This window comes from Rhizobium sp. BE258 (assembly GCF_031457345.1).
Classification (GTDB): Bacteria; Pseudomonadota; Alphaproteobacteria; order Rhizobiales; family Rhizobiaceae; genus Rhizobium.
The window spans coordinates 1,057,864-1,070,836 of record NZ_JAVDWL010000001.1 but is presented as its reverse complement, the minus strand read 5'-3'; the positions used below and the strand labels follow the sequence as shown (position 1 = coordinate 1,070,836).

Annotated in this window: 11 protein-coding genes; 7 read left to right on the top strand and 4 right to left on the bottom strand. The window is 61.5% G+C overall.

The annotated features are described in order from the left end of the window. The first annotated feature begins 252 nt into the window (after positions 1-252). The 5 genes from J2X43_RS04965 (at position 253) to J2X43_RS04945 (ending at position 7,451) form a co-directional block, all read left to right on the top strand. Positions 253-1,842 carry an ABC transporter substrate-binding protein gene (locus J2X43_RS04965; RefSeq protein WP_112388202.1) on the top strand — a complete coding sequence of 530 codons (1,590 nt, stop codon included), beginning with the start codon at positions 253-255 and terminating at the stop codon, positions 1,840-1,842. Positions 1,843-1,934: 92 nt separating this feature from the next. Then, complete coding sequence (locus J2X43_RS04960; protein ID WP_112388984.1) at positions 1,935-2,942, top strand: ABC transporter permease; 1,008 nt, start codon at positions 1,935-1,937, stop codon at positions 2,940-2,942. After that, positions 2,939-3,766 (top strand): ABC transporter permease, encoded by an 828-nt coding sequence (locus J2X43_RS04955; protein WP_112388203.1) that lies wholly within the window; start codon positions 2,939-2,941, stop codon positions 3,764-3,766. The genes J2X43_RS04960 and J2X43_RS04955 overlap by 4 nt, the downstream gene beginning before the upstream one ends. Continuing rightward, positions 3,759-5,390 carry an ABC transporter ATP-binding protein gene (locus J2X43_RS04950; RefSeq protein ID WP_112388204.1) on the top strand — a complete coding sequence of 544 codons (1,632 nt, stop codon included), beginning with the start codon at positions 3,759-3,761 and terminating at the stop codon, positions 5,388-5,390. Before J2X43_RS04955 ends, J2X43_RS04950 begins: the two co-directional genes overlap by 8 nt. A 57-nt stretch (positions 5,391-5,447) precedes the next feature. After that, a complete protein-coding gene (locus J2X43_RS04945) occupies positions 5,448-7,451 on the top strand; it encodes a CocE/NonD family hydrolase (protein WP_112388205.1) in 2,004 nt (667 codons plus the stop codon). 3 nt (positions 7,452-7,454) lie between these two features. Here the strand turns inward: J2X43_RS04945 and J2X43_RS04940 are convergent, their stop codons facing one another. The 4 genes from J2X43_RS04940 to J2X43_RS04925 all read right to left on the bottom strand — a co-directional run bounded on the left by J2X43_RS04940 (position 7,455) and on the right by J2X43_RS04925 (position 10,407). Continuing rightward, positions 7,455-8,366, bottom strand: a complete 912-nt coding sequence (locus tag J2X43_RS04940; RefSeq protein ID WP_112388206.1) for an alpha/beta hydrolase — start codon at positions 8,364-8,366, stop codon at positions 7,455-7,457. A gap of 106 nt (positions 8,367-8,472) precedes the next feature. Beyond that, a complete protein-coding gene (locus tag J2X43_RS04935; RefSeq protein ID WP_112388985.1) occupies positions 8,473-9,666 on the bottom strand; it encodes an acyltransferase family protein in 1,194 nt (397 codons plus the stop codon). A gap of 155 nt (positions 9,667-9,821) precedes the next feature. After that, the gene (locus tag J2X43_RS04930) at positions 9,822-10,136 is read right to left on the bottom strand and encodes a type II toxin-antitoxin system RelE/ParE family toxin (protein WP_112388207.1); all 315 of its coding nucleotides are present in this window, start codon (positions 10,134-10,136) and stop codon (positions 9,822-9,824) included. After that, positions 10,126-10,407, bottom strand: coding sequence for a type II toxin-antitoxin system ParD family antitoxin (locus J2X43_RS04925; protein ID WP_112388208.1), 282 nt, complete (start codon positions 10,405-10,407; stop codon positions 10,126-10,128). Before J2X43_RS04925 ends, J2X43_RS04930 begins: the two co-directional genes overlap by 11 nt. Positions 10,408-10,709: 302 nt before the next feature. On the opposite strand from J2X43_RS04925, the gene J2X43_RS04920 reads away from it, so the two are divergent. Then, positions 10,710-11,687: a LacI family DNA-binding transcriptional regulator gene (locus tag J2X43_RS04920; protein WP_310291197.1), complete on the top strand. Its 978-nt coding sequence runs from the start codon at positions 10,710-10,712 to the stop codon at positions 11,685-11,687. 40 nt (positions 11,688-11,727) lie between these two features. Continuing rightward, positions 11,728-12,966, top strand: a complete 1,239-nt coding sequence (locus tag J2X43_RS04915) for a sugar ABC transporter substrate-binding protein (protein ID WP_112388210.1) — start codon at positions 11,728-11,730, stop codon at positions 12,964-12,966. The last annotated feature ends 7 nt before the right edge of the window (positions 12,967-12,973 follow it).

Genomic DNA, 12,973 nt, shown 5'->3' with positions numbered 1-12,973 from the left:
CGCAGGCGCCATTCTCACCCATCATTCCGATCTTCAGGAAACAAGCCGGACAATAAGAAATCCCGGCATTCCCGATCGCCGCGCCATCAAGCTGGCGCCTCCGCTCACGCGCAATCGTCGAACCGAGAAAGGAAGATAGGGCGGCACCAACCGCGACGTTTTCCCGAACGAATATGGACCTGGCACCGGAGAGGAAACCGGTTCTGCGGTCCACTTGCCAATTCTTAAATCATGACAAGAAGGAACAGGGGAATGAACGACTACACGAAATATCTTGCAAGCCGCGTCACCGCCGGCGGGTTGAACCGCCGCGAATTTCTGGGACGCGCCATGGCTGCCGGCCTCACGCTCGCCGTCGCCGACAAGCTCTTCACCGAAAGCGCTGAAGCCGCCGAACCAAAGCGCGGCGGCCACCTGAAGCTTGGCCTCGAAGGCGGCGCTGCCACCGACTCGAAGGACCCGGCGAAGTTTCTCTCGCAATTCATGTTCTGCGTCGGCCGCTGCTGGGGCGACATGCTGGTGGAATCCGATCCGCTGACGGGTGCCGCCGTTCCGTCGCTGGCCGAATCCTGGGAGCCGTCGAAGGACGCCGCCACCTGGACCTTCAAGATCCGCAAGGGCGTGAAATTCCACAACGGCAAGGAACTGACGATCGACGACGTCGTCGCCACCCTGAAGCGTCATACCGACAAGAAGTCGGAATCGGGCGCGCTCGGCGTTCTCGGTTCGATCAAGGATATCAAGGCCGACGGCGGCAACCTCGTGCTGACGCTGACCGAAGGCAATGCGGATATGCCGCTGCTACTGACGGACTATCACCTGGTCATCCAGCCGAATGGCGGCAATGACGATCCGCTCGCCTCGATCGGTACCGGTCCCTATAAGCTGGCGAGCTTCGAGCCGGGCGTCCGCGCCACCTTCGAAAAGAACGCCGACGACTGGCGCTCGGATCGCGGCTATGTCGATTCCATCGAAATCATCGGCATGAACGACGCCACCGCCCGCATCGCGGCGCTTTCGTCCGGCCAGGTGCACTATATCAACCGTGTCGATCCGAAGACCGTCGACCTTCTGAAGCGCGCGCCGACCGTCGAGATTCTCTCGACCTCGGGCCGTGGCCACTATGTCTTCATCATGCATTGCGACAAGGCGCCGTTCGACAACAACGACCTTCGCCTCGCGCTGAAATACGCCATGGACCGCGAAACCATGGTCAAGAAGATCCTCGGCGGCTACGGCAAGGTCGGCAACGACTTCCCGATCAACAACACCTATGCCCTCTTCCCCGAAGGCATCGAGCAGCGCGCCTACGATCCCGACAAGGCGGCCTTCCATTACAAGAAGTCCGGCCACAGCGGTTCTGTGCTGCTGCGCACCTCCGAAGTCGCCTTCCCGGGCGGCGTCGATGCGGCGGTTCTCTATCAGGAAAGCTGCAAGAAGGCCGGCATCGAGATCGAGGTCAAACGCGAGCCGGGTGACGGCTACTGGACCAACGTCTGGAACGTACAGCCCTTCTCGACCTCCTACTGGGGTGGGCGCCCGACGCAGGACCAGATGTATTCCACGGCCTATCTCTCGACGGCCGACTGGAACGACACCCGCTTCAAGCGTCCCGACTTCGACAAGCTGCTGCTCGAAGCACGCTCGGAACTCGACGAGACCAAGCGCAAGGACATGTACCGCACCATGGCAATGATGGTGCGCGACGAAGGCGGACTGATCCTGCCGATGTTCAACGACTTCGTGAACGCCTGCTCCAAGCAGGTGAAGGGCTATGTCCACGATATCGGCAACGACATGTCGAACGGCTACGTCGCCACTCGCGTCTGGCTTGATGCCTGACGGCCGGGGGCTTCCCCGCCATCTCTGACTGAACCAGGACCGCAAGGATGTCCCTTGCGGTCCCCCTGACGTTTCAGCGCGAGGCTTTCGCCATGTCCAGTCCATCGACCGGCAGTCCACTGCCGGGCCTGAGGTTCAGGCAGCGTTTTCCGCTGCTTGCCCTCATCATCGAGCGCTTCGTGCTCTCGCTCATCCTGCTGCTTGCGGTGTCGGTTCTGATCTTCGGCGGGCTGGAAGCCCTGCCCGGCGATTTCGCCACCACCTATCTCGGCCAGTCGGCAACGCCGCAGGCGGTCGCCAATATCCGCCAGGATCTCGGCCTCGACCGGCCGGTGACGACGCGTTATTTCGAATGGCTCGGCAATGCCGTTCAGGGTGACTTCGGTACGTCCTGGGCCAGCAAGAACTCGGTCAGCGAGCAGATCGGCAAACGTCTCGGGAACTCGCTGTTTCTTGCCGGTTTTGCCGCATTGATCTCTGTGCCGCTGGCCGTGGCGCTCGGCATGTTCTCTGTGCATTTCCGAAACCGGCTGCCCGACAAGATCATCAACGTGATTTCGCTGGCGGCGATCTCGCTGCCGGAATTCTTCATCGGATACCTGCTTATCCTCGTCTTCGCCGTCAAACTCGGCGTCGCGACCTTTCCGGCAACCGTCTATGACAGCATGGGCTTTGCCGAGCGGCTGCAGGCGATCGCACTGCCGACGGCAACACTGGTTCTCGTCGTCCTCGCCCACATGATGCGTATGACGCGGGCGGCGATCCTTTCGGTCATGTCGTCGGCCTATATGGAGACGGCGGAACTCAAGGGCCTCAGCGCCTTCCGCTCCATCGTCAAGCATGCGGCGCCCAACGCGCTGGCCCCGATCATCAATGTCGTGGCGCTCAACCTCGCCTATCTCGTGGTCGGCGTCGTCGTGGTCGAGGTGGTCTTCGTCTATCCCGGCATGGGCCAGTACATGGTGGATGCGGTGACGGTGCGCGACATGCCCGTGGTGCAGGCCTGCGGTCTGATCTTCGCCGCCGTCTACATCTTCCTCAACATGATCGCCGACATCCTGGCCATCGTCGCCAATCCAAGATTGAGGCACCCGCGATGAGATTGAGAGATATCCCCATCACCGCTTGGGTCGGCATGACCGGTATCGTCATCGCCTTCATCTTCGCGATCTTTGCCCCCTGGATTGCCCCTTATGGCGAGACCGAAGTGGTCGGCAATGTCTGGCAGATGGCCGACAGCCAGTATTTCTTCGGCCTCGACAATCTCGGCCGCGATATTCTTTCGCGGCTGATCTACGGCGCCCGCACCACGCTCTTCGTGGCGCTCGGCGCAACGCTGATCTCATTTTCGCTCGGCATCCTGCTGAGCTTCACGGCAGCTGTGTCACGCGGCATTATCGATACCGTGTTCTCGCGTTTCAACGACCTGATGATGTCGATCCCTACGCTGATCTTCGCGCTCGTCGTTCTGGCGGTCCTGCCGCAGAACATCATCATCCTGATCCTCGTCATGGCGGTCCTCGATTCCACCCGCGTCTACCGCCTCGGCCGCGCCGTGGCGCTCGATGTGGCCGTCATGGAATTCGTCGAGGCCGCAAAGCTGCGTGGCGAGGGCAAGGCCTGGATCATCTTCCGGGAAATCCTGCCGAATACGCTGACCCCGCTTTTGGCCGAATTCGGCCTGCGCTTCGCCTTCTCGATCCTGTTTCTCTCCACCCTCTCCTTCCTCGGCCTCGGCATCCAGCCGCCAGCAGCAGACTGGGGTGGCATGGTGAAGGACAACAAGGACGGCATCATCTTCGGCATTTCGGCAGCACTCGTTCCGGGAACGGCGATCGCTGCTCTTGCCGTCTGCGTCAATCTCGTCGTCGACTGGCTTTTGAAACGCACATCCAGCCTCAAGGGAGGGCGCGGCGATGCCTGAGCTTCTTTCCGTTCGCAATCTGAAGATCGAGGCCACCAGCTATCCGCCCGGCGAGCCGCCGAAACGGGTGACGATCGTCGATGGCGTTTCCTTCGACCTGCAAAAGGGCAAGGTGCTCGGCCTGATCGGCGAATCCGGCGCCGGCAAATCGACCATCGGTCTGTCGGCGCTCGCCTATGGCCGCGGCGGCGCCGAGATCACCGGCGGCGAGGTGCTGCTCGAGGGCAAGGACATCCTGCCGCTCGGCAAGGGCGGCATAAGGCAGATCCGCGGCGCCCGTGTCTGCTACGTGGCGCAGTCGGCGGCCGCCGCCTTCAACCCGGCGCACAAGCTCGGTGACCAGGTGATCGAGGCTTCGGTCAAGCACGGGTTGATGACCAAGGACGAGGCACGCAAGCGGGCGCTTTATCTCTTCCAGGTGCTTGGTCTGCCGAACCCGGAAACCTTCGGCGACCGCTTCCCGCATCAGGTCTCCGGTGGCCAGCTGCAGCGCGCCATGACCGCCATGGCGCTTTGCTCCAACCCGTCGCTGATCGTTTTCGACGAACCGACCACGGCGCTCGACGTCACAACGCAGATTGACGTGCTCGCCGCCATCAAGCATGCGATCGAGGAGACGCATACGGCGGCCCTCTACATCACCCACGACCTCGCCGTCGTTGCGCAGATCTCCGATGACATCATGGTTCTCCGGCACGGCAAGACGGTGGAATATGGCAGCGTGCAGCAGATCATCGAGCAACCGCAGCAGGACTATACGCGGGCGCTGGTCAATGTCCGGCAGGCCGCGCGCGCGGAGGCGCCGGATCAATCGGGGACACTCCTGAAGGTCGAGAATGTCAGCGCCGAATATTCCAACGGCTTCAAGGTGCTGCACGACGTTTCTCTACACGTGCCGAAGGGCCAGACACTGGCGGTCGTCGGCGAATCCGGTTCCGGAAAATCGACGCTCGCGCGCGTCATCACCGGCCTGCTGCCGCCGAACCAGGGCCGCGTGATCTTCGACGGCAAGCCGCTGACGCCGGATCTGAAGAAGCGCTCGAATGACGATCTCCGTCGCATCCAGCTGATCTATCAGATGGCCGACACAGCAATGAACCCGCGCCAGACCGTTCGTGATATCATCGGCCGTCCCCTCACCTTCTACTATGGGCTGCGCGGCGCCAAGAAGACGGCGCGGGTGAAGGAGCTGCTCGACCAGATCGAAATGGGCAACGGCTTCATCGACCGTTATCCGGCGGAACTCTCCGGCGGGCAGAAGCAACGTGTGGCGATCGCCCGGGCGCTGGCGGCGAAGCCCGAGCTCATTCTCTGCGACGAACCGACCTCGGCGCTCGACCCGCTGGTGGCGGAGGGGATCCTGAAGCTGCTGCTGCGGCTGCAGGAGGAGGAGCAGCTCTCCTATATCTTCATCACCCACGATATCGCCATCGTCCGGGCGATCGCCGATAGCGTGGCGGTGATGCATCGTGGCAAGCTTGTCAGATTCGGGCCGAAATCGAAGGCGCTCTCGCCGCCCTTCGACGACTATACCGACCTGCTGCTCAAATCCGTGCCGGAGATGGAGATCGGCTGGCTGGAGCGGGTTCTTGCCACGCGGCGGATGGAAAGTGCGGGCAACTGAATAGGCGCGGGGCGGCGCAAGCCGCCTCGTCTTGCAAAAGTGCATCGAGGAAAAGGCATGACCGACCGCGGCTTCACCACCATCGAAAATCAATGGATCACGCTTGACGACGGCACCCGGCTTGCCGCCCGCATCTGGATGCCTGATGGCGCCGAGAGCGATCCGGTTCCCGCTGTCTTCGAATTCCTGCCCTACCGCAAACGCGACGGAACCTGCCTGCGCGACGAGTCGACCTATCCGGTCTTTGCCGCCGCAGGCATCGCCGGCGTGCGCGTCGATATCCGCGGGTCCGGCGAATCCGATGGCGTTATCGATGGCGAATATACCGAGCTCGAACTGGCCAATGCCTGCGAGCTGATCGCCTGGATCGCCGCGCAACCATGGTCGAACGGCTCGGTCGGCATGATGGGCATCTCCTGGGGCGGGTTCAACAGCCTCCAAGTCGCAGCCCTTCGCCCGCCGGCGCTGAAGGCGGTTATCTCGATCGCCTCGACGGTCGATCGCTACAATGACGACATCCACTACAAGAACGGCTGCCATCTCTCGGCGCAGCTTTCCTGGGCGGCGACAATGCTCGGCTATCAGTCCCGCTCGCCCGACCCTGAATTGGTCGGCGATCGCTGGAGAGAAATGTGGCTGGAGCGTCTCGAACACGAGCCGTTTTTCATGGAAGAGTGGCTGACGCACCAGCGCCGCGATGAATTCTGGCAGCATGGCTCGATCTCGGAGAATTTCGGGGACGTCGAAATCCCGGCCCTCGTGCTTGCCGGATGGGCAGACGGGTATCGCAACACACCGCTGATGGCAGTCGAAGGCCTCGGTGAAAAGGCCAAGGCGCTTGTCGGCCCCTGGGTGCACAAATATCCACATTTCGCCTGGCCAAAACCACGCACGGATTTCCACAGCGAGGCGATCGCCTGGTGGAACAAGTGGTTGCGCGGCGAGGACAACGGCATCGACAAGCTGCCGCAGACCCGCGCCTACATTCTCGACGCCATCCGCCCTGCCCCGCGGCGCGATTTCGATCCCGGGTTCTGGGTGGCGAAGGATGTCTGGACCGCACCCGAAATGCAGTGCTTCTATGTCGAGCAGTTCGGCAAGCTCACCGAGGGCATGCCGATCCCGCAGGCCCCGGAACATAGCGCCTATCTTCGCTCGCCACTCGATACTGGGACGTCTTCGGGTGAATACTTCACGCTGAAACCGGACGCCGAAATGGCGCTGGATCAGCGCTCCGACGATGCCGGTTCGCTGATTTTCGACACGATGCCGCTCGGATCGGATCACGACTATCTCGGCCGCCCGGTGCTGACGCTGTCCCTGCGCTCGCCGGCGAAGACCGGCAATCTCTGCGCCCGTCTCGTCGACGTTCATCCCGACGGAACGGCAACACGCGTCGCCTTCGGCGTCATCAATCTCACCCATAAGGACAGCAATGCGGATCCGCAGCCGCTGGTCCCGGGTGAAACGGTGTCCATCCGGCTGCAGCTGGATGCCTGCGGCTATCGCTTCCGCAAGGGCCACCGCATCCGCTTGGCGATCTCGACGGCCTATTGGCCGATGATCCTGCCGCCACCCGACGATCTCGGTGTCGAGATCGATATCGCTTCGCTTGGCTTGGGGCTGCCTTTGCTTGGCGATCACAGGAAAATCAGCATTCCCGAGCCCGAAAATCCCGATCCGCTGCCGAAATATATCGAGCACGCGCCATCGGTGACAAAGCGGCAGGTTCTGCGCGATCTCTCGGCCAATCGCACCGATTACCGGATACATGAGGATACTGGCCTCTTCGAACATCCGGATGCCGGGCTCTCGACGCGGCAGTTGCGCGAAGAAACCTGGTCGATCACGCCGGGCGATCCGCTATCGATGGCCGGCACATCCACCTGGACCTGTGACATGCGCCGCCTAGGCTGGTTCGTGCGGACGGTCTCGACCGCAAAGATTGGCTGCACCGCCAGCGAATGGGTCATCAGCGCCGTGGTGACCGCCTATGAAGGAGATGTTCAGGTCTTCGAGAAGGTATTTGCGGAAAAGCGCATTCCGCGCGACCTGATGTGAGCCTCAGCCACAAGCGAAGCGGCGTACTGCTTCGCAAACGGCGCGAAATCCGGCTAGCGCTCCGTCGCTCATGTGGCGCGCGCGCAGCCAGGCATGCACCATCTGTGGTTCTTCGCGGAACCAGACCTCGACGCCGGCTTCTGCCAGCCGTGCCGCATAGTTCCGCGCGTCATCGCGTACCGGATCGAAAGCAGCGGCAGTGATGAAAGCGGGCGGCAGGCCCTTTACCGAGGCGCTGTTCAGCGGCGCGGCAACGGGATCATCCTGCGGCGCCTGCAGAACCTCGCGGTAGTAGGCGACATCGGTGGTGGTCAGCCCCGGTGCCTCGGCCATCTCGATATACGATCCCTTGGAAAGATCGCCGCCGAGAGCCGGATAGATCAGCACCTGACCTGCAATGCTGGAGATGCCCGTCTGCGCTGCGCGAACGGCCAGACCCGCGGCCAGATTGCCGCCCGCACTATCGCCGATCAGCACGATCCGCTGTCCGCTTTCTGCAAGCGCCGAAAGCACCGTGAAACCATCGTCGGTCTGTGCCGGCCAAAGGTGCTCAGGCGCCAGCCGGTAATCGACAGCGACGAGTTCGGCGCCGGTAAACTCGATAATCTCGGCGCAAATGGCATGGTGGCTTTCCAGCGAGCCAACGACGAAGCCGCCGCCATGCAGATAAAGAAGCAGCGTCGGTGTCGTCACCTTCGCCGGCCGATAGCGCCGCGTCGGGACGCCCCGAATGATGCTGTCGGCAAATGTCAGTCCCTCTGGAATCGGCGGGCTGAAGCGGGCGCAAAGCGCATCATATTGCGCCCGTTGCGCCTCAATCGATTGCGATATCGCATCGTCCGAATAGACGCTGGCGCAGATCTCCAGGAACTCAAGAATACCCTTTTCTTCGGGCATCGGGCGCGTAGCGGTCATGGTACAATCCGTGCGGTTCGGCGATATCACACAGGATAGGATTTGCCGCAAATATTAGGCAAGCGCGTTGACGCCATCCCCGCGCCGGAACCCGCCAGAAGGGCGATTATCCACGCCGCGCCGAGCGCTCCAGTGCGTCGTTTTCGCGCGCCGGCCGCGGCTTGTCCGTCAGCCCCACCAATTGGCGCAACGGGCTCGGCAACTGATCGACGGCAAACGCAAAGGCAATCGAGATAACAGCCGTTGCCGCAGCGACAAGTGCAAAGCTCGGGATCGCCGGCAAATCGAGCGGCAGGATATAATAGAGCGCTCCGACCGTTACCGTCTGGTGGACGATATAGAGCGGGAAAACCAGCCGGTTCATCGTCACCAGACGTTCGCTCGGCTGATTGAGATAGCGCGCCGCAAATCCGATCAGGGTGAGGATCATGCTCCAGGCAAGCAGGAAGACGCTGGTCTTGAAGAGTAGCGTCTCGTTGATATCGTAGCTGCCGATCGCTTGTTCCGGCGCGACCGTCCAGGATGCCAGATAGAGCCAGATGGTGGTCGCCAGCGCGATCCCGCCGCTGACATAGCGGCGCGCAATCAGCGTACCGATCAGCGCCCGGTGATGGCGGGAAATCAGGAAGCCGAGGCCGAACCAGCTGGCCCAGACGGCAAACCAGGCGCCGTCATTATAGAGCGCGTTGGTCTCGCGCGGGTAGATCGGCGAAAGCGCCAGGTTGAGGCCAAGGGGCAGAAGGAAGAAAAGATAGATAGCGCCTGTCCTGGCCGTGCGCTCGAACCAGGCAAAGACCGGGTTTCCCGGCCGCAGCAGATACTGAAAGATCGGGTAGCAGATGACGGACATCACCAGCAGGTAGGCGACGAACCACATATGCGCCCAGGTGAAATTGCCGGTCGGATATTTTCCCTCGGTGAAATAGCGCGTCAGCCAGAATTCCAGGAACAAACCGGTATAGCCGTTCTCATACATCCGCTCGTACCAGACCTGCGGCACGACGATGACAGCCATGGCAAAGAGCAGCGGGATGAGCAGGCGCAGGGTGCGCCGGTAAATGAATGTCAGCCCGTGCTCTGGCTTGAAGGTAAAGGCGACGCCCATGCCGGATATGAAGAACAGCAGCGCAAGACGCCAGGCGCGCGGAAAATCCATGATGAGCGACAGGCCGCGACTGGTATTCTCGCTATGCAGCAGCCAGCCCATGTCAGGGAAGAATGCGGCCGCGGAATGATAGAGGATCAGCAGGCCAAAGGCGAAAACCCTCAGACGATCCACATAGTAAAGTCTCTCTCTCATCGCAGACGACGGATCCCCGCACAGCACCATCATCCGATATGCTGTACCCCTCAGATATTAAGGATCGCTGCCGAAACTTCGTAAACCGATGCTTTATTAGCCAAACAAGCGAGATGCCAAGCAGGTGCCGGCGAGCTAGTGTGATCTTGCCTGGGTCAAATCGGCAGATTTTCGAGATCGCGACGACCGTCTATGACACGGACGATCTGAACGGTTTCGATCGGTGCCTCATCATCGTCAGGAATGGTCTCGTAAAGAATTACAAATGGCGCTTCGACAAGCATTCGCGTGGTTGCGCTGATCTCAGGGCGGCGCACTCCCATGCGTGGCTGGCCTGCCAGTAACTGTGCCTTTTGCTCAAACCGATCGAAGAAGCGCTCGGCAGAGGCAGGATTGTCGAGGCCGATTTGCACGTAGATGTCGTGCACATCCGTCAGAGCCTTCGGTAGCCAGAGTAGCTTAGCGGCCATTGTTGCGCGCTGTGTCCAATGCTTTGCGCGCCTCCATTCGAATGCTCTCGAAATCAGCGGCAACCGGCTCTCCGCTCGCCTTGCCTTCTTCCCACGCGCGGCGTAGGCGCTCGATGTCGCCTTTGCGGTTCTCCCATTTGGCGGTCCAGTCCCGCAGAGCCTCGCGGATCACTTCGCTATTGCTCGCGTAGGCGCCGCTGCTTACTGCATCGCGAAGCAGATCGGCCTGCTGCGGCGTCATGGAAACACTGATCTTTTCAACATTGGCCATCGGCTGTTTCTCCAACATCGGTGGTAAATATTACTACCGCCCGAGCATTCTGCAAGTCTCACGTGAATGGAAGCGCTGCTTCCAATGACGTTTCAGTATTTCACCTCTCCCATCGAGGGCGCGATAGCCATCCTCGCTCACCGCTATTCACAACCGCGATCGAAGCAAGACAGCTATCAGCTGTGAGAAAACCTTTTCTCACTTGACAGCCGACTTGGTAAAAGGTTTTCTCACCGTCGAACTGCGGGAGGACGACACTGGATATCGCGGGAGGAAAGCGCGGGCGGATTACCATTCACGACGTGGCGGCGGCCGCCGGCGTCAGTATCTCGACGGCATCGAAGGCGCTGAACGACACGGGCCGCATGGGCATCGATACCCGAGAGCGGGTCAAGCGCATCGCAGCCGAGATCGGCTTCCGGCCGAATGCTCTGGCGCGCGGTCTGCTCAGCAAGCGCAGCTTCACGATCGGGCTTCTGACCAACGACACATACGGCCGTTTCACCCTGCCTGTCATGGCGGGGATTTCCGAGGCGCTGGTCGATCATGGCGTCTCGGTCTTCCTCTGCGCCATCGAGGATGATCCGGCCCTCGCGCAGATCCATGTCGATGCGATGCTCGACAAGCAGGTGGACGGCATCATCGCGACAGGAAAGCGTCTGGATAGACGGTTGCCGGTCGATCTGTCGAATTTGCATGTGCCTGTCGTCTACGCCTTCACCGAAGGGGCGCCTGACAGCGTCACTTTCCGTTCCGACGACGCACATGGCGCAAAGCTTGCCGCGGAATGGCTGGCGAAGCTTGGGCGGCGGCGGCTCGTGCATATCACCGGGCCGGAGGATTTCTTCTCGGTGCGCGAACGGGCCAACGCATTTCGCGAGGCTGCCGACAGCGAGCGGCCCGTGATGTTCGGCGTCTGGTCGGAAAGCTGGGGGCACGATGCGGTCGCAAGGCTCTGGAGTGCCGGGGGCGAAAGACCCGACGGCATCTTCTGCGGCAACGACCAGATTGCCCGCGGCGTCATCGACGCGTTGCGCGAGCGCGGCATCAAGGTGCCGCAGGATGTTTCGGTGGTCGGCTTCGACAATTGGGAGATTGTCGCCGCCCAGACCCGTCCGCCGCTGACAACGGTGGACATGGAGCTGCGGGAACTGGGGCGCCAGGCCGGATTGACGGTTCTGGCGCTTGCCGAAGGGCGGCCGGTGGAGCCCGGCATCCGGAAATTGCCGTGCCGCCTCGTGGTGCGGCAGACATGCGGGGGCGACGCCCTCGGGATTTAGAAACGGCGCGAAGGAGACGCGCCCTATTGGGAGGAGTGCCATGATGAAGCGTCTGTTGGTGGCAACGAGCCTTGCCACCCTTAGCCTCGTATCGACAGCCTCGGCTGCCGAAAAGATTGAAATGTGGGTTCGCTCAGGTATCGGCGACGCCTTCAAGAAGGTCGTCGAAGCCTATAATTCCAGCCACGAAAACCAGGTCGTCGCGACCGAAGTGCCGTTCAGCGAGTTGGTGCAGAAATATGCGACGGCAATCGCCGGCGGCCAGGCGCCCGATGCGCTGTCGATGGACCTGATCTACACGCCGGCCTTCGCCGCAGCAGGGCAGCTGGAGGACCTGACGGATTGGGCGAAGAAACTGCCCTATTTCAACTCGCTGTCGCCGTCGCATGTCCGGCTCGGCACCTATCAGGACAAGATCTACGGCCTGCCGCTTTCGGTCGAGACCTCGGTCTTCGCCTGGAACAAAGACCTCTACAAGAAGGCCGGGCTCGACCCTGAAAAGGCGCCCGCGACCTGGGAAGAAATCGAGGCAAATGCCGAGAAGATCCGCAAGCTCGGTGACGATACCTATGGCTTCTATTTCTCGGGCGGCGGTTGCGGCGGCTGCATGATCTTCACCTTCACGCCGCTCGTCTGGGGCGGTGGTGCGGATATCCTGTCGGCCGATGGCAAGACTGCGACGCTCGATACGCCGCAGATGCGCAAGGCTGTCGGCTTCTACCGTGACATGGTCAAGAAGGATCTAGTTCCGGCAGGCGCTGCCAGCGATAACGGCTCGAACTTCCTGAGCTTCACCAACGGCAAGATCGGCCAGCAGTCGCTGGGCGCCTTTGCCATCGGCACGCTGGTCACCAGCCATCCGGATATCAACTTCGGCGTGACGCTGATCCCCGGCGTCGATGGCAAGCCGTCATCCTTCGCCGGTGGCGACAACTTCGTCATCACCAAGGGCACGAAGAAGATCGACGCGGTGAAGGAGTTCATCGAATATATCTACTCGATGGACGGCCAGAAAGTGATGGCCAAGTATGGCAGCCTGCCGACCCGCGGCGATATCGCCAGTGAGGTCCTCGCCGGGCTCGACCCGCGCATGGAAGTCGGCCTGAAGGCGATCGCCGTCGCCAAGACGCCCTACACGCTGCAGTTCAACGACCTGATCAACAGCGCCAACGGCCCCTGGGCAACGTTCACCAACGCAGCGATCTTCGGCGACGATGTCGATGGTGCGTTCTCGAACGCCCAGTCCGAAATGCAGTCGATCATAGACAGCGGCCAATAAGTCTCTC